This is a genomic window from Caldicellulosiruptoraceae bacterium PP1, from assembly GCA_041320695.1.
Lineage (GTDB): Bacteria > Bacillota > Thermoanaerobacteria > Caldicellulosiruptorales > Caldicellulosiruptoraceae > JBGGOQ01.
The window spans coordinates 1-19,711 of the sequence record JBGGOQ010000017.1 but is presented as its reverse complement, the minus strand read 5'-3'; the positions used below and the strand labels follow the sequence as shown (position 1 = coordinate 19,711).

Sequence of the window (19,711 nt, the reverse complement as noted above, 5' to 3'; positions counted from 1 at the left end):
GGTGATTGATGTACTTTTTTACTCTTGAGAAGATACAAAGATATTTGCCTGAAATAAAGGATTCAATATATAAAAAAGTATATGATATTAAAGATTTCAAATACATAGAAAAAGATATTAAAGATGCAAGGTACCCGGATTTTAACCACTCAGATTTTTATGACTTTAAGGTTGGTTCATTTTGGGGTGGATATGACATTATAGCATGGTTCAGAACTACTGTTGCTATACCCAAAGATTTTAGAGATGGTAAATTAGCTTTAAGATTTTTGTGTGGTCCAAGAGATGGAGGAGAATCAACTGCTGAGGCTTTGTTGTTTATAGATGGGGATCCTGTCCAGGCTATTGATATTTGGCATGAAGAAGCTGTTATTCCTCAGAAATACATAGTCAATAAAGATGAGATATTTATAGCTCTAAGAGTTTGGAGCGGTGTATTAGGTGTTCCTGATAGAAGAAGATTTAAACTTGCTCAGCTTATCTGTATTGATGAAACTACTGAGAAATTCTATCATATGGTAGATGTTGTCTCAAAGACAATATCAATATTACCTGAGAGCGACATAAGAAGGCATAAATACATTGAAATTATTGAAAATACATTTAAGTTAATAAAATTCAATGAATATAAAAGCCAAGAATACTATAAATCAATTAAAAACGCATATAACTATCTAAAAGAAAACCTTAATGAATTTAGCAAGGTTAATGAACACAAGCCTAAAGTAATTGGTATCGGCCATTCCCATATTGATATGGCTTGGCTTTGGAGGTTACAACATTCAAAAGAAAAGGCTTCAAGGACATTTTCTACTGTTTTAAACTTGATGGCTCAATATCCTGATTATAAATTTATGCATTCCTCCCCTCAGTTATATAAATTTTTGAAACAGGATTATCCAGAGATTTTTGAAAAGGTTAAAGAGAAGATCAATAGTAAGCAATGGGAAATTACAGGTGGCATGTGGGTTGAAGCCGATACCAATATTCCCTCAGGTGAATCATTAATAAGGCAGTTTTTATTTGGGAAAAGATTTATAAAGAAAGAATTTAACAAAGATACATTTGTACTGTGGCTGCCTGATGTATTTGGTTATTCGTGGGCATTACCACAAATAATTATTGGATGTGGTTTGAAATACTTCATTACTTCAAAAATTTCATGGAATCAGTTCAACAGATTCCCATACGATACATTTATGTGGAGAGGAATAGATGGTACAGAGGTTCTTACGCATTTTATTACAACACCAGAAGTAGGAAGCAAAATATATACCTACAATGGAGTTGTTGAACCATATACAGTCAAAGGAATATGGGATAACTATAAACAAAAGGATATAAACAGTGAGCTTTTACTTACTTTTGGCTGGGGAGATGGCGGTGGAGGCCCAACAAAAGAGATGATTGAAAATGGTATGATTCTTAAGAATATACCTGGGGTTCCACAGTTTGAATTTGGACATGTCGAACCTTATATGGAAAGATTAAATGATACATTAATGAACAAGGATGTACCTGTTTGGGATGGTGAGCTTTACTTAGAGTTTCATAGAGGGACATATACATCACAAGGTATCATAAAAAGATTGAACAGAAAGGCAGAGATACTATATCATAACGCTGAGTTTTTGTCTTCATTAAGCTTTGTATATGATAATAATAAGTATCCTCAAGAAGATTTAAACAAAGGATGGGAGCTTATACTACTTAATCAGTTCCATGATATAATACCTGGTTCTTCAATAAGACAGGTTTATGATGATACAAAAAAGGATTTTGAAGTAGTAAATAATATTGGAAACAATGCAGTAAATGATGCTATTAATAATATAGTTAATCTAATAGACGCCAAACCAAATACAATAGTTGTTGTTAACCCAACATCATGGACAAGAACAGAGATAGTTCAAATTGATTGTAGTACAGAGAAAAACATTATAGATGATAAAAATAATAAATGTATTTCAGAGTCTGTTGATAATAAGCTATTATTTATAGCAGAAGAAATACCACCATATGGCTACAAGACATTTGAAATAATTGATAAAAAATACCAAGAATTGGGTAGCAAAATAAATGTATCTGTAAATGAGATAGACAATAAGTACTATACAATAAAGTTTGATGATAATGGCCATATAGTTTCACTATTTGATAAGGAAAATAATCGAGAAATTATTTCAAAAGGCAGAAAAGGGAATATAATGCAGGTTTTTGAGGACAAGCCTCAGGCATTTGACGCATGGGATATAGATATCTTCTATCAGCAAAAGATGAATGAGGTAACTGAGCTTTTAGAAAGAAAGGTTTTATTTAATGGATTCACAAAAGGTGTTTTATATTTTAAATGGAGATATTATGAGTCAATAGTTGAGCAAAAAGTTATAGTCTACAATCATACAAGAAGGATTGATTTTGAGACAACTGTTGACTGGAAGCAAAAACAAGAGCTTCTTAAGGTTTTATTCCCTGTAGATATAAGAACTAACAAAGCAACATATGAAATACAATATGGAACTATTGAAAGACCTACACATTGGAACACAAGTTGGGACATTGCAAAATTTGAAGTTCCTGCGCAAAGATGGGCAGACCTTTCAGAGGGGAATTACGGTATATCCTTATTAAATGATTGTAAATATGGATATGATATCAAGGACAATAATATAAGACTTACCCTTATAAAATCACCGGTTAAACCAGATGAGACAGCAGATAGATGTATTCATAACTTTACCTATAGTATATATCCGCACAAGGGATCATGGAATCAAAGTGATGTTATAAAAGAAGCTGATTTTTTAAATAATCAAGTAATTGTTACATTTAAAGAGAATAATGGCGGTATTCTACCAACTACGTTTTCATTTATCAGTGTAGATAATAAAAATATTATCATTGATACTATAAAAAAGGCAGAGGATGATAATGCCTTAATTATTAGAGCATATGAAAGTAAGCAGACAAGAGGTTATGCTACTTTTACTCTTGCAAAAGAAATAAAGCAATGTTTTGAGGTAAATTTTGTTGAGGAAGAACCAAAACCAATTGAATTTAGTAACAACAGTTTTGTTGCATATTTTGAGCCTTATAAGATTAAGACATTCAAAATTTATCTATGATATATTTATTTACAATTTGTAAAACCAAAGAGGGTGTTTATTTTTCACCCTCTTTATTATCATTAGGTAGGTGAGATTTATATGGAGATTTTATTAAATCATCTTAATTGGGAATTAAAAGGATATTGGCCTTGGGTTCCGATGTTAGGTAAGAGTGTAGAAACAGGTAAAGACCTTGTTGGTATTACCGATTGGATAGAAGCTGAGGTACCAGGGAGTATCCAATACGACTTATATAAAGCAGGGCTTATAGAAAACCCATATATTGACCTTAATAGCCTTAAATGTGAATGGGTTGAAAATAGATGGTGGATGTATAGAACACATTTTGAGAAACCTATGGAACATGGAACAAAATACGAACTTATTTTTAAAGGTATAGATTACAAAGCAATGTTTATATTAAATAACCACATTCTTGGTGAACATGAAGGGATGTATGAACCTGCTATATTTGATATAACAGATATTATAAAAAACAATGATAGTTTCGATTTAAAAATTTTATTTATGTCTCCACCTGATGAGATGGGACAGATTGGTTGGACATCAAAGACAACGACACAAAAAAGTAGATTTAATTATAAGTGGGATTTTGGAACAAGGCTTGTGAACATAGGTATATGGGACGATGTTGTTTTAAAGATTCACCAAGAGGTCTCAATAGCTGATAGTTATATAACAACTGATGTAATTGATAAAAAAGGTATTATTAATATAAAAGGGACAATTATCAGAAATACTCAAGAAATTAATACAGAGAATTTGAAAATTGTATATAAATTACTGTCACCAGACAATAGATTACTCTTCGAGCGTGTAGAAGGATATTCAAATATCATTTCTAAAACTTTAGAACTTGAAAATCCATACCTTTGGTTTCCCAATGGTTATGGTGAACAACCACTTTATAAGTTAATTTTAGAATTAAAGGATGAAAGAAAGCTATACGATAAAAAGGATTATTCAATAGGTATAAGAAAATTAGAGTATATGCATAATGAAAATAGCCCTGCTGATTCACTTCCATATACATTTGTGATAAATGGTAAAAAGATTTATATAAAAGGTGTTAACCTTACTCCACTTGATCATACATATGGTAATGTTTCTAAGGCTCATTACGAGTGGATGATTCTTTGCATGAAAAATCTTGGAGTAAATATGGTAAGACTCTGGGGTGGAGGTATTATAGAGAGAGAGATTTTCTATGACCTGTGTGATAAATATGGGATATTAATTTGGCAAGAATTTATACAATCAAGTTCTGGGCTTGATAATATTCCTTCAAAGATACCAAGTTTTTTAGAACTACTTGAGAAAAACTCAAAAGCTGCTATTATAGGAAGGAGAAATCATGTTTCATTAACTGTATGGAGTGGAGGAAATGAACTTACATTTGAGGAGAATAAGCCTGTTGATTATACAGACTACAATATATCATTATTGAGAGCCTTGGTAGAGAAATATGATCCACAAAGACTATTCTTACCAACGTCAGCATCAGGTCCTGTTGAGTTTGTAACAACACAAAAAGGTGTATCACATGATGTGCATGGAAGATGGGAGTTTCAGGGCAATCCATTTCATTATGAGCTTTATGGGGAGTCAGATTCACTATTCCATAGCGAATTTGGAAATGACGGTATGAGTTCAATGAAAACGATAAATAAATTCTTAAGCAAAAAATACCATAAAGTTGCAAGGATGCGTGAATGTATTGTATTTAGACATCATGGTGAATGGTGGGGGACTTTAGATAGAGACCTTTACTTTTTTGGTGAAATAAAAAATATTGAGGATTTTTCTGAATATAGCCAGTGGATACAAGCAGAAGGCCTAAGATTTATTGTTGAAGCTAATAGGAGAAGACAGTTTAGAAATAGTGGCTCTATCATATGGCAGTTTAATGAACCTTGGCCTAATTTATCATGTACTTCTCTTGTTGAATACTATGGCGATCCTAAAATGGCATACTATTGGGTGAAAAAAGCATATAACACTGTTCATGCATCACTTGATTATAGAAGATTAGATTATAAAATAGGACAACAGTTTAATGCTGCTTTATATATTGATAGTGATAAAGAATATAAAAATTTAAAGGTATTATTTGAGATTATTAATAAGAACAACAAAATTATCTATGAAAGGCATTATATAACTGATACTATTTTATACAAGTCAAAAAAGGTAGATGAATATTCTATTGAAGTAACAGAAGACTTTACAGATAGTTTTATTGTTCTTATAAGAGTTTATCAAGATGATAAAGAGGTATTCAGAAACAGCTACTATTTCTCAACATTAGAAAAGGAAATATATAAAGGATTTTTGCAATTAAGGAAACAATATGTAAGCTCTGAACAGCTTACAGAGTGGGAAAATGTTGAAGGATTCAATTTTATAGATATGAAAAAGGCTATATTCAAGGTTAAAAACATTAGTGAAAACATTGCACTGCATGTTAATTGCCAAGAAGAAAGCAATGCTTTTTGGTACTACTGTGATGATAATTTTGAGATACTTCTGCCAAACGAAGAAAAAGAAATAACAGTTTATTGCACTAAAAAAGATGCAGGTGGATTTTTAAAAGAAGATACTTCAAATACTGATGTTCCTCTTATAAAGTTTTATTCATTTTAATAAAAATAAATAAAAACCCACAGAGAAAAGGTTCACTGTGGGTTTTTTATTATCCGAAGAAATACTGTTCAACAACAGCACATATTGCATGATATACAGGTAGATGCAGTTCTTGAACTTTATATGTTTCTGTTTCAGGAACAGCTATTAAAATATCGCTTAAATCTTTTAGTTTTCCACCATTAAGGCCAGTAAGTGCAATTGTTTTTAAGTTTAAAGCCTTAGCAACAGAAAATGCTAAAACAACGTTTTTTGAATTTCCGGAGGTTGAAAGACCAATTAATATATCATTTTCTTTTGCAAATCCCAATACCTGTTGTGCAAATATAAGGTCACCATGGTTATCATTAGAAACTGCAGTAACTAAGCTATTATGGTTTACCAAGGAGATAGCAGGGAGTCCATACTGAAGTTTTTCTATTAAATATTGATCATTTTGGTCAATATATTGTACTAACTTGGCTTTATGTTCTTGGTTTAATGGTCTTTTCATTAAAAATCCTTTCATAAGTTCACCAACAATATGCTCACTATCTGATGCACTGCCGCCATTGCCACAAACAAGAACCTTTCCATTATTTTCATAGCAATTTATAATAGTTTGACATGCCATTTTAATTTGTTCTGAACATTGATAAAGCTTTGGATATCTTTTTATAGTATCCTCTATTATCACTTGATTCAAAAAAAATCACTCCATTTCTATTTCATTAAGTCCGTTTACAGCTACTGATATTGCGGCATAATCACCTATATGTTCACCTAACTTTGTTGGTTCAATACGGCAAACATTATATGAAATACCAAGTGCTTCTTTTTTTATAATCTTTTCAGCATATGGCCAAAGTAATTCTTTACTTCTTGCAAAAACAGAGCCGATAACTATAAGTTCAGGATTTAGAATATCTATTAACATTGATAAACCAAGTCCTAACTTATAACCACTTATTTTAAATATCTCTTTAGCAACCTCATCACCGTTCTGTGCTGCTATGGCTAAGTCTTTTGTTGTTATATTATTAATATCAATCTTTTTTACAAGGTCTATTTCAATACCTTTGTTCATATAATCATCTATTATAATCTTAGCTAATTTAGCAATCCCGCCACCACTGCAAAATCCCTCAAATGAACCTTTTTTACCATAGCCTTCAGGGCCACTTTCAGCTATCCTGATATGCCCAACCTCACCTGCCATATCGTTTGTTCCACTATATAGCTTGCCATTTAAAATTAATCCTGCACCCATACCAGTTCCAAATGTTAAAAATATCATGTTTTTTGTACCGATACCCGCTCCAAACTTCCATTCAGCTAATGCACCAGCATTTGCATCATTTTGAAGAAATGTGGGAATATTAAATCTATTTTTTATTATATCAACAATTGGTATTTCATTCCATCCAGGAAGATTCGGTGGGGAAAGGATAAGTCCCTTTTTGCTATCAAGAGGGCCACCACAGCTAATACCAATTGATTTTATTAAAGTTTTATCAACATTTTGGGTTTTAATTATCTCTTCAATGGATTCTATTATTTTATTTATTGCATATTCAGGGCCCTTATCAACTTGAGTTGGGAAGGAAATCTTATCAATGATCATTGGCGTTTCATCAGCTAAAATGCAAGCACATTTTGTACCGCCAATATCTATCCCGATATATAAATTATCCAACAATCTCACCTCTTTTATGTTTATCGATTAATAATATTATAAATCAAAATGAGAACTTGCTCAAAGCATTATATTTATTAATAATAGTAATATTTTTTTGAAAAACACTGTATAAATCTGATAAGATAATAATATATGTTTATAAGAAGGAGATGAGCTTAAATGGACTTACTTTATGAAAAGATACATAACATGAAGATTATAGATGCTCATGAACATATGTATTATAAAGATGAAAGAAAGAAAATGAATGCTGATTTTTTTCATATGCTTCATTATTTGGAATCAGATATGATAACTGCAGGGATGCCATATAGAATAAGCACTTCTGAAATTGAATTTGATGAAAAAATTGATATATTTTTAGATTATTACAATAAAACAAAAAACACTTCATATGCAAAAGCAATTAAAATATTTGCAAAGGATTTATATGGTATAGATAAAATCGATAAAGAGGGTATATATGAATTAAATAGAATGATTAAAGAAAAAAATGATGATCCTAATTGGTATGAATTTGTTCTAAAGAAAAGAGCAAATATCAACATTTTACTTGTAATTGATGGAGGGAGCTTTAATCCCCCATATTATGCAAAATCATTAGCATATCTTGATTTTCTTATGCAAAAGGGATATATTGAAGATGTAATTAATAGAAAAAGGAATGAAGGAGTAAGCAAATTTTCCTTTGATGATTATTTGGAACATGTTCACAACTTATTACAAAAGTTTTATAATAATGGTATAATAGGATACAAATTTGGGTTACCGTATTGGAGAGATTTAGATATTAAGATGAGCGAATATGAAGAGGCTAGATATGATTTTGAGCAAAACCATTTTTCAAAAAGGTTAGAAAATTATATATTCCATCATATTATGAATTTTATCTTAGAACACAATCTTCCTATACAAGTTCACACAGGGCATGTTGAACCATGTGCTGTCGAAAACGGATATCAGCTTAGTTACTCTGATGTTACAAACTTTTTAAGTGTAGTAAACAGGTATAAAGATATAAAGTTTATATTGCTTCACACAGGCTTTCCTTATCAAAACCAATATCTATCAATTGCCAAAAATACTCCTAATGTTTATGTAGATTTTACATGGATACATTTGATAAGCCCAAGTTTATCAAATGAAACACTTTCATACGCAATTGAATTAATACCACAGAATAAGATAATTGGTTTTGGTGGAGACTTTATGCATGTAGAAAATATCTACTCACATTCAGTTATTACAAGAGAGGTTATATATAATACTCTAAAACAAAAGATTCAGCAAGGCTATATGGATATTGAAGAAGCAATAGAGTTTGCACAAAATATCCTATACAATAATCCTATTTCTATCTACAACCTATAAGCCAACGTGAGCCAGTGGGGACGGTTCTCCCTGGTATTCCAGTATACACCAGAACCAACAGGGACGCTTCTCTCTGGCTTACTAATAAATAATAAATCAGAGGTGTTTTTTGATGATTATTTTAAAAAATCTCCATAAATCCTACGGCAATAAAGTAGCTGTAAATAACTTAAACCTTACAATTAACGATGGTGAGATTTTTGGATTTATTGGACCAAATGGTGCAGGAAAAACAACTACAATTAAAATGATGGTTGGGATACTCAGACAGGATAAAGGTGAGGTTCTAATAAACAATATTGATATGCTTAAAAATCCAATACAAGCCAAAAAGCTTATTGGCTATGTTCCTGACACTCCAGATATCTACGAAAAGCTTACTGGAATTCAATATATAAACTTTATAGCAGATGCATACAAAACACCACATGATGTGAGAAAGAAAAATATAGAAAGGTTTGCTGAGATTTTTGAACTGAAAGATAGCCTTGGCGACTACATATCCAACTATTCACATGGAATGAAGCAAAAGGTTGTGTTGATTTCAACATTAGTTCATGAGCCTAAGGTTTGGATACTTGATGAACCTCTTGTTGGGCTTGATCCAAAAGCAGCATTTGAACTTAAAAATATGATGAGAGAACATGCAAATAAAGGGAATATAGTTTTCTTTTCAACTCATATACTTGATGTTGCAGAAAGGCTTTGTGATAGAGTAGGTATTATAAAAAATGGAAAAGTAATTGCTTGTGGAACTTTAGATGAATTAAGAAGTGGTAAGGATGAAACACTTGAAAATATATTTATGGAGTTGACTGAATAATGTTAAGTCTAATTAAAACACAAATACTTGTTAATTTTAATCTTAATCCAGTTCTTAAAGATAAAAAAAGAGTTAAAAATATTTTAATTGGTATACTGCTAATTATTGCATTTCTTCCAAGCTATATATCATATATTGCACTAATGTACCTGAACTACAAAAATATCGCAAAAACTGGCTTGGATATATATGACCTTTATACAAGTGGTATATATGTAGGAATCCAGTCAATGCTTCTATTGTTTGGCTTTATTATAGTCTATCAAATACTGTTTTACTCAAACGATTTTGATATACTATTACCATTGCCATATAAACCATTTGAGATTTTTACAGCCAAAATATTGATAATATATCTTTTTGATTTGATAATTACCATATTTATGGCTCTACCAGTATATATTTTGAACTTGAAATTTGCAAAACAGGATTTATTTATTGCTATTAATTCATTTATCACAATTTTATTTCTGCCAATAATTCCATTATTTTTAAGTGCAGTATTATCAATACTTGTTGCTAATATGCCCAAAATTGGACGCAGCCAATGGTTTTGGAACATTGCACTTTTTGTAGTTATAATCTCTGTTTATCTTTTATTTGTATATTATCTTGTTCCCACAGAAAAACACACAAATATTACAAGTTTTTCGCAATATAAGATAACTCAAATAGGCAAGCTAAAATCAGTGATTCCAGGTATAGCTTATGGTGTTGATACCTTTATTTATAGTGGGTCGAAAGGGTTTATTAGTCAGATGTTAAACATTGCTGTTTGCATTATATATTTAGCTGTTTTATATATTTTTTCCTCAAAGTTTTACCTTTCACCAATAATAAAAGGACAAACTCAATCGAGAACTTCAAAAAGAGAATATACAGTTATAACGACACAAAGTTTTATAAAAAGCTATATAAAAAAAGAGATATTTGTAACAACAAGAGAGCCAATGGTTATGATGAATGGTATTGGTGGATATATAGCTATACCAATACTTCTTGTTATGTATTATATCTTAGGACAGAAAAGCCAAGAAGTAGATATCATTGGGACGCTTTCAAAGGTATTTCAGAATAATAATCTTAAGACTTATATCTATATGGCTGTTCCTGTTGCATTGGCTACCTTTAGTATTTCATCACTGTATTCAGCATCATACTCAAAGGATGGTAAGAAGCTCTGGATTGAAAAAAGCCTGCCTATATTAGCTGAAGATATCTTTCTTGGTAAGTTAATTGCTAATACAATTATTATTTCTATACCTAATATTTTAAGCTATATATTAATTAATTTAATAATTCTAAAGATTAACCTTTTAGACTCAATAATAATATTATTAATAAGCGAGATTATTGTAACATTTAATGGACTGATAGGATTGATAATAGATGTAATAAGGCCGAAACTAATATGGAAAAATGTAACAGAAGCAGTAAAACAGAATATGAATGTTATTTTGCAGATGTTTATACTTTTTGCTCATATTCTTTTAAATGCTTTATTTGTTTATCTTGCTTACAAATACAATTTTAGCAGAAATTTAGGATATCTAATTTTATTATCTACCAACATAATACTTTTAATAGCTGCCTATTATGCAGGGCTCAAGATTTCAAAAAGGTTTAATAGCATAAATGTATAAAAGCCTTCTATTTAATTAGAGGGCTTTTTTAAATTTATATTTAAATTAATTAATAAAAAAAGTATAATATAATTTGGTTTAATTTTTGACTCGAAAGGAGAAACCTTTACATTGAAAAAAATTTGGATTATGAATCATTATGCTATTCCTCCAAGGATAGGTGGGATTACAAGACATTTTGATTTTGCAGAGGAATTGGCTAAAAGAGGATATGATGTAACTATTTTTGCCTCAAGTTTTGACCATAAAACTCGAGAAGAAACACTAGAAAAAGGCTTAAAATATAAAGAAGAAAAAATATCAAATGTAAAATTTGTATGGATAAAGACAACCCCATATAAGAAGAATGACTTAAAAAGGGTACTAAATATTATTTCTTTCTCAAAGAATCTATATTTTGTTGCAAAAAAATTTGAAAATCCAGATACAATAATTGCATCATCCTTCCATCCTTTAACATGTATTGTAGGATATTTATTAGCTAAAAAGAAAAATGCAAGATACATAGCAGAGATAAGGGATATTTGGCCTCAATCAGCTATTGATATGGGGGCTATTTCTGAAAATGGTATAATAGCTAAGACCTTGAGGCTAATTGAGGATTTTATATATAAGCGAGCCAAGAAGATAATAGTTTTATTTCCAAAAGCTGTTGACTATATTATCTCAAGAGGATATCCAAAGGACAAAGCTATTTATATACCAAACGGAACATCTATTGAGCGATTTGACCAAATTATAAAAAATGGTAAAAGCCCTGATGTTGAAAGTATTTTAAAAGAACACGTGGGATATTTTAAAGCACTATATTTAGGAGCATTGGGAAGAGCTAACGCTATGGAAACAATAGTTGAAGCTGCAAAGTATGTTCAAGATATTGTAGGCGAAAAGATACATTTTTTAATTGTAGGTGATGGCCCCGAGAAAGAAAAGCTTGAGAAAATGGCAAATGAACTTAACCTTAAAAATATATATTTCTATCAACCTATTAAAAAATATGATGTTCCACTACTTCTAAATGGCGTTGACGTAGCTTTAATTTCAATGCATAACTTAGCTGTTTACAAATATGGAATTAGTTTAAATAAGCTTTTTGATTATCTTTGTAGTCAAAAGCCTATAGTTTTTGCAGCAGATGTAATAAACGACATTGTAAAAGAAGCAAATGCTGGTATTACAACAAAACCGGGAGATGCAAAACAATTTGCTGATGCAATAATAAAAATATATAATATGAGTGATGAGAAAAGAAAAGAACTTGGTCAAAATGGTAGGGATTATATTGAAAAACATCATGACATTAAGGTATTAGCGGATAGATTGGAATCAATTTTATAAAATATGGAGTGATTTTTGTTTATGAGGACATATATAAAAAATTATCATAAATTAAATAAGTTTTTTGTGCTTTTAATGGATATTCTTTTGGTTCATGCAGGATATATATTAGCTTATATTATTAAATTTAATTTCACTTTTCCGAAAAGGAATTTCTTACCTTATTATAACCTTATACCCGAGATTACTATTGTTGTAATTCTTCTTTTTAATATCTATGGGCTTTATACAATTACTATGAAATCTATGAGTGATATAATGTTTTCTCTTGGGATAGTTCTTATATTACTTCAATTTGCAACAGTTGCATCAACATTTTTTGTTCGCCATTTTGCTTTTCCAAGAAGTATATTTATATATGCCTTTTTTATACAGTTTATTTTATTAAGTCTATGGAGATTTTCTGTTTTAAAGGTTTTCAGAAAACTTCAAGGTGTAAAAAATATTCTTGTAATAGGGCAAAAAGACAAGGCTAAAATTTATGCAGAAAAACTTCATTACATATCAAAGGGTTGGATTGATGTAAAATATGTTTTGCCTGCTGATAATAATGAAGATATTGAAAACTATATGAAAAAGGTAGATACTGTATATATTGCTTCTGAGATAGAGGCAAATAAAAAAACTGAGATTATAAAAAAAGCTGTTGAACTTAAGAAACATGTTTTTCTTGTTCCTGATTTTAGAGATATTTTGGTAAGCAACTCAAGGTTTATATATTTTGATGATGTTTCAACAATAAGTATTGAACCACCAGAGCTTACCAGCGAACAAAGGCTTATTAAAAGGGTTTGCGATATCATTTTAGCTTTTGTTTGTCTTGTTGTTGCATTTCCGATAATGCTTTTGGTAGCAATAGCTATTAAAATTAATTCACCTGGTCCAATTATTTATAAGCAAAAAAGGGTAACAGAAGGCGAAAAAGAGTTTTATGTTCTAAAGTTTAGAACTATGGTAAAAGATGCTGAGAAGATGACTGGGCCAGTATTGGCAACTGAAAATGACCCAAGGATAACAAAAGTTGGACGTTTTTTAAGGGCTGTGAGATTTGATGAGCTTCCTCAGCTCATAAACGTTTTGAAAGGTGAGATGAGTTTTATAGGACCGAGGCCAGAAAGACCATACTTTGTTGAGCAGTTTAAAAAGCAGTATCCAGAATATTCAATTAGGCACAACGTAAAAGCAGGTATCACAGGTTTTGCACAGGTATTTGGGAAGTATGCAACAGATACAGAGGATAAACTAAGGCTTGATTTGATATATATCAAAAACTACTCGGTGTTACTTGATATAAAGATTTTGCTATTAACATTAAAAACAATATTCACAAAAGAAGCATCAGAAGGAATCAAAAAAGCAGGGTAAAGAGCCCTGTTTTTTTATGCTAAATAGTAAATATTATTTACAAATTAAAAATATTTATGTAAACACAAATAATTAATAATATAAAACGCTTATTTTATCTAATTAATATATTAAATTTATAATAAATATATAATAAATAATTGACATTATTGATAATGGTAATTTATAATAATGATTAAAATATACAAATAAAGTAATTAGAATTAATATATTACTATTTACAAAGAGGACAAGCACATTAAATGGTATAGATATGTATTTGTGAAAATTCAAGAAGGTGAAAACATTTGAAACAAATACAAATATATAAAGAAATACTTTTATCTCATAAAAGATGTACAAGATATGGAATAAATAAATCAATAACTTTTCCGCTTGTGAGACTGAAAGGAAATGAGTTATACATTAGATTAAAAAGAAACGAAAAACTTATTGATATCTTTTGCAGTTGTATTAATGGTATTAAAAGTCAGATTAAAAATGATTACATATTTTTGTTAATTGACTGTGAAGGATATCTATTGGATATTAAATGCAATAAAAAAATATACAATTGTTTAGATGAACAAAACTTCAAGGTAGGAATGTCCTTTTCAGAAGGAAGCTTAGGGACCAACGCAATATCAATGGCAATGAAGATTAAAAAAACAGTATATTTAAAACCTAATGAACACTATTGTGAAATATTAAAGAAATGGTATTGTATAGCTACTCCATTATTAATTGATAATATGGAGATAATAGGCTATATAGACATATCAACAATCGAAAAAAGTATAGCAGATGAGATGATTTTAGTAATAGAGTTACTTAAAGATAAGATTATTAGTGAGTACAATAAAAAAGAGTTAGGAAGAAGCATATTTAATATAAATTTAACAGACAAGCAACTAGAAATATTAAGAATGTGTGCTCAAGGATACAAGGAATTATCTATATCAATAGAACTTGGGATTGAAGTGGCTACTGTAAAATATCATAAAAAACAAATCATAAAAAAACTACATGTCAAAAACATTCAAGAAGCTATCGCAAAAGCAACAAAACTTGAAGTAATATCTGTAGATTAATACATTGACTATACTTTAGTATAGTCTTTTTTATGCTAATACTATACTAAAGTATAGTGGACAAAATAAAAATCATTAATTAAAATAAAAAAAGAGTACAGCATTGAAATTTATATGTATTTTTATTCAATTATATGCTAACATTTCAAATACAAATACTATCCTTTATAAATAAGATTTATGATGGAAGATGGAATAAAATTGCTACGTCACAATATCTATAATAGCAATAGGACCATCTCCATTTAATAACCTTTAACAAATATGATATGAAAACTCAAGAACAAATTAAATTCAGAGAAGCATTGATATATTTAAAGAAAAACATAATAATTTAAGAAATTATAATAAATTATGAGCTAAAATGAGCAAAAAAACAGATATTGACACAACAAAATTACACAAATTAAATACTAATAGTTAGTTAATGTTAAAAAAACATAAATATTAATATAACTATTATTAGTAAATTAAAAATAATATGTACTTTAAATTAACATAACTTATTTAGCCAATTAATTATTTATTATTAAGGTGTCAAGATAGATACCTTCTAAATTTAAAACAAATGGAATGAGATACCAGTGATTGAATTCATACAACATACTTTAAAATGCATTATTAAACATATTGATGGATGCAATAATTATGAGTTAATAATAGATTCAGGTAAATGTACCGAAAAGAACAATGAATTTTCTTTCCAAACAATAGCTCCATCCTCTTTTGTAATAGAAAAAATAAGAAATGATTTATTTCCTTTTCCAAGAAACAATATTAATATCTTATTTGATAATTTAAATATATTATCTGAATATGCATGTATGAATAAGTATAAATTTTCGCTTTTATTAACACATCAAATAGAACATGTTAATATAATTAAAAGTGATAATAATGGATATTGTGAACGTTCATGGAACAATATTAAATTAGGATTAATAGCAAAAAATGGTAAGACGCTATATAAAGATTTTATAATTGGTAATGATATTGAAGAAACAATTAATAAAATAAATATAAACTTTAATTTATTGCTTGAAGACGCTTCATATTTAGAACAGGAAATTAGGCTTCCAAATGGTTCATCGTCAGTTATTTTTGCAAAAGGTACAGGTGGATTTCTTGTGCATGAAATACTAGGTCATATGGTTGAAGGTGATTTAATATCAAGAGGAATGTCTATTTTTGGGAATAGAATAAATATTGGAGATAAAATTGGAGCTGATAATTTAAATGTTCTTGATGATCCATATGGATTTAATGATTATATAGGTTTAAATGCATTTGATGATGAAGGGAATATATTAGAAAAAGTAAACATTGTAACTAATGGAGTGTTATCGGGATATATTTGTAATGAAAAGACAGCAAAACAGTTGAATTTTAAAAATACAGGCTGTGCTAGACGTAAATCTTATAAATTCAAGTCTATGCCAAGAATGAGAGTCACCTACATATTAAGCAATAATGTGGGTGGAGATTGTGATTCAATTATTAGTTCAGTAGAGTCAGGAATTTATGTAGATAATATATGTATGGGGCAAGTAAATCCTAAAAATGGCGATTATCTTTTATATTGCGGAACAGGCAATATAATTAACAAAGGTAAAATAACAGACAGAATTACTAATTTTATAATTAAAGATAATATTATTAATACATTAAACAATATTGAATTAATTGGTAATGATTTTTTATTATTCCTTTTATATGTACTAAAGAAGAGCAAAGTCTGCCAGTTTGTGCAGGTTCACCTACAATAAAAATAAATAATGTTAATATAATTTATAATTATTAAATATTAGTGGTGATAAAAAATGAATAATAAAATATCTGATTTATTAATTAACAGTTGCATAAAAAAAGGTTGCAGTTTTGTAGAAACATATCTAATAAATTATAATAATATTGTAATTGGATATGAGCATAATGAGAAAATAAATAAGAATATTAACGATAAATATATTGTTACAAATATTATTTATGATAACAAATATGCTTCAATTACAATATCTTGTGATGATGAAAGAAACTTGCATTCATTAATTGATAATATTACTAATATAGTAATTGAATTGGCAGTAGAACCTATAAATAAAAATTTTATTAATATTAATTATTTAACAAAAAATAATATTATTGATTGGCAATATGAGAATAACAGTATAAATACTAATGAATATATTATTTGGTTAAATAAATATTATGAGGAGATTAAAAAGGAATTTAAATGTTATGTAATTTCATTTTTGTATAATTATGAAACTGAATATATATTATATCAAAATTCTACTGAAGTAAATGATATGTATATAAACAGAAACTCAAAGATACAAGGTTTATTTGATATAAAAACAACATATGGTAATGTTCCTTTGACATTAGGATTAAACAATGTTTCATATGGTTCAAATATTCTCAAAAGTCTTGAGTATAATAATTTTAAATTTAAAATTACTGCGATAGCAAATAATGAAATAAACAAACTGCAAGGTAAGATAAAGTTTTCACAATATGCTGCATATCAATTAATACATATGTTAATACAATCATTAAAAGGTGATATTATAGTATCAGGCAAGTCTTTTGTAAATGATAATAATATTAATGAACAGTTGTTTTCTGATAACTTTAATTTAATTGAAGACCCGATGAATGAAAATTCAATAAATAAAATAATGTTTGATTTTGAAGGGAATAGAACATCAAAAAGGTATTTAATCAGAAATGGAAAGTTAGAAAATGTACCATCTGCTAGATATCTACATAAAAGATTAAACGGCTATTTATTTGGGAATGCATACCGAAAATATCCTGATTATACATTAAAAATATTAAATACTAATTTAATTGTTGATATACAAAATGAAATGAGTTATGACTATTTTATTGATGCAAAAGAGTTTAATGTTAATAGTTTTTATGATTTATCAAATGGTAATATTAGAGGAATAGTGTTTGGATGCTTTAAAGATATACAGAAACCCACCATATTTTTTATAGAAGATAATATTAGAAATATTTTTTCAAATATTAATAAAGTTTCTGAAAATAATTGGATTAATACAGTTTATACTCCAGAATTTATTACTAAGCTTTAAAATTACAACTATATTTTTATAATAAAATTTAGAACAAATAAAAGGAGGTAAATAATGATATCAATAGATAATTTAAAGTTTTATTACAAAGAAAATAAATTAGTATTTGATGACCTTTCATTTTATATTCCAAATCAATGTATAATGGGATTGTTAGGACATAACGGAGCAGGAAAAACAACATTATTTAGACTTATAAGTGGTATATTAAAACCACAAAATGGCTCTATAATAATAGACAATAAAATTTTAAAACAATTACCACGCAATTATATTTCATATATGCCAGAAAAAGGCGGGCTATATGAGAATCTAACTGTATATGAAAATATTCTGCTTAGAGCAAGAACTGCATTAGCTTATGATAATTTTAAGGTTAATTATGAACAGCTAATGGATGAATTAAAATTAGAAAATTTGAAGAATGAAAAAGTTACCTATTTGTCGAATGGTATGAAAAAAAGGTTACTAATGTTGTGTACATTAATAATTGAACCTAAAATACTGATATTAGATGAACCAACTGTAGGTATTGATCCCGAAAGTTTGGAAATTATAATAGAGTTGTTAAAAACATATAATAAAAAGAAGGTAGATATTTTGATAAGCAGTCATGATCTAAATGTCATTCAGGATTTATGTTCAGATATTATAGTATTAAAAGAAGGTAAAATAATGTTTCAAGGAAATACAGAAAGCTCACAATCATTAAAAGATTTATATTTTAGATACTGCTAAATTAAGATATAAAAAATATTAGTTTTTAAAACTTTTTGAAATGTGGGGTGATAAGAACATGACTTCAATGAAAGTAAATTTATACGATATTGCAACTATTTTAAGAAAAGAGTATTGGGAAATAAAAAAAGGAACGAAAAATATAATTATATGTTTTTCATTGGTTCTAATTATGCCATTAGTTATTAAACTATATTCAGAAAGGTCAATAATACCAATAAATTTATTTTTTTTATTAATACCAATTTTTGTATCTTTAGGAACGAGTGGACAAATATCAATGTATACAATTTGGGAAGAAAAAAAAGCAAACACAATAGAATATTTATTATCAACGAGAATTAGTAAATATATAATTATTACAGGGAAAGCCCTATTACCAACAATTATAGGTTATATTCTTTCATTATTCTCATTATTAATATTAATTATCACAAGTTATAAAACCTTTCACCTATATAGCGGAGAAATGAATTTATCATACTTTATAATATTATTTATTATAACTTTCATGGCATCTCTTATAACAATATTTATACAAATATATTTAAAAGGTGAAAGATTTACACCAACATTCTCATTTATCGCATTTAGTGCTTTTATATTAATAATTTGGTATCTACATTTTAAATTGTATATTTCTGTTTATTTAATAATAGTTTTGTGCATTATAATATCTATTCTGTTGGTTTGGCTATGTGGGATATCATTATCAAAGTATAATTTTAGTTAAAATTTAGGTTCTATAATAAATGCTGGGGTGGGCTAATCCCAACATTTATTATAGAACCTTATTGAAACTTTTTTTGT

General features: G+C 28.4%; 14 protein-coding genes. 12 read left to right on the top strand and 2 right to left on the bottom strand.

Features of this window, described 5'->3' with window-relative positions:
* Positions 1-8: 8 nt before the first annotated feature.
* Positions 9-3,125 (top strand): alpha-mannosidase, encoded by a 3,117-nt coding sequence (locus ACAG39_11840; protein MEZ0537921.1) that lies wholly within the window; start codon positions 9-11, stop codon positions 3,123-3,125.
* A gap of 81 nt (positions 3,126-3,206) precedes the next feature.
* The gene (locus ACAG39_11835; protein ID MEZ0537920.1) at positions 3,207-5,771 is read left to right on the top strand and encodes a glycoside hydrolase family 2 protein; all 2,565 of its coding nucleotides are present in this window, start codon (positions 3,207-3,209) and stop codon (positions 5,769-5,771) included.
* A gap of 49 nt (positions 5,772-5,820) precedes the next feature.
* On the opposite strand, the gene ACAG39_11830 is transcribed toward ACAG39_11835, so the two are convergent.
* Positions 5,821-6,456, bottom strand: coding sequence for an SIS domain-containing protein (locus ACAG39_11830; protein MEZ0537919.1), 636 nt, complete (start codon positions 6,454-6,456; stop codon positions 5,821-5,823).
* Between the two features lie 6 nt (positions 6,457-6,462).
* Positions 6,463-7,449: an ROK family protein gene (locus ACAG39_11825; GenBank protein MEZ0537918.1), complete on the bottom strand. Its 987-nt coding sequence runs from the start codon at positions 7,447-7,449 to the stop codon at positions 6,463-6,465.
* Positions 7,450-7,608: 159 nt separating this feature from the next.
* On the opposite strand from ACAG39_11825, the gene ACAG39_11820 reads away from it, so the two are divergent.
* From ACAG39_11820 to ACAG39_11775, 10 genes are all read left to right on the top strand, one after another.
* Complete coding sequence (locus ACAG39_11820; GenBank protein MEZ0537917.1) at positions 7,609-8,820, top strand: amidohydrolase family protein; 1,212 nt, start codon at positions 7,609-7,611, stop codon at positions 8,818-8,820.
* A gap of 112 nt (positions 8,821-8,932) precedes the next feature.
* On the top strand, positions 8,933-9,643 hold the full coding sequence (locus ACAG39_11815) for an ABC transporter ATP-binding protein (GenBank protein MEZ0537916.1): 711 nt from the start codon (positions 8,933-8,935) through the stop codon (positions 9,641-9,643).
* Complete coding sequence (locus ACAG39_11810) at positions 9,643-11,286, top strand: hypothetical protein (GenBank protein MEZ0537915.1); 1,644 nt, start codon at positions 9,643-9,645, stop codon at positions 11,284-11,286. The genes ACAG39_11815 and ACAG39_11810 overlap by 1 nt, the downstream gene beginning before the upstream one ends.
* A 111-nt stretch (positions 11,287-11,397) precedes the next feature.
* Positions 11,398-12,624, top strand: coding sequence for a glycosyltransferase family 4 protein (locus tag ACAG39_11805; GenBank protein ID MEZ0537914.1), 1,227 nt, complete (start codon positions 11,398-11,400; stop codon positions 12,622-12,624).
* A gap of 21 nt (positions 12,625-12,645) precedes the next feature.
* Positions 12,646-13,989, top strand: a complete 1,344-nt coding sequence (locus ACAG39_11800) for a sugar transferase (GenBank protein MEZ0537913.1) — start codon at positions 12,646-12,648, stop codon at positions 13,987-13,989.
* 287 nt (positions 13,990-14,276) lie between these two features.
* On the top strand, positions 14,277-15,059 hold the full coding sequence (locus ACAG39_11795) for a LuxR C-terminal-related transcriptional regulator (protein ID MEZ0537912.1): 783 nt from the start codon (positions 14,277-14,279) through the stop codon (positions 15,057-15,059).
* A 584-nt stretch (positions 15,060-15,643) separates the two neighbouring features.
* Positions 15,644-16,825 (top strand): TldD/PmbA family protein, encoded by a 1,182-nt coding sequence (locus ACAG39_11790; GenBank protein ID MEZ0537911.1) that lies wholly within the window; start codon positions 15,644-15,646, stop codon positions 16,823-16,825.
* Between the two features lie 54 nt (positions 16,826-16,879).
* Positions 16,880-18,163, top strand: coding sequence for a metallopeptidase TldD-related protein (locus ACAG39_11785; GenBank protein ID MEZ0537910.1), 1,284 nt, complete (start codon positions 16,880-16,882; stop codon positions 18,161-18,163).
* Positions 18,164-18,217: 54 nt separating this feature from the next.
* Positions 18,218-18,901 carry an ABC transporter ATP-binding protein gene (locus ACAG39_11780; GenBank protein MEZ0537909.1) on the top strand — a complete coding sequence of 228 codons (684 nt, stop codon included), beginning with the start codon at positions 18,218-18,220 and terminating at the stop codon, positions 18,899-18,901.
* A 58-nt stretch (positions 18,902-18,959) separates the two neighbouring features.
* On the top strand, positions 18,960-19,634 hold the full coding sequence (locus ACAG39_11775; protein ID MEZ0537908.1) for a hypothetical protein: 675 nt from the start codon (positions 18,960-18,962) through the stop codon (positions 19,632-19,634).
* Positions 19,635-19,711: the final 77 nt, after the last annotated feature.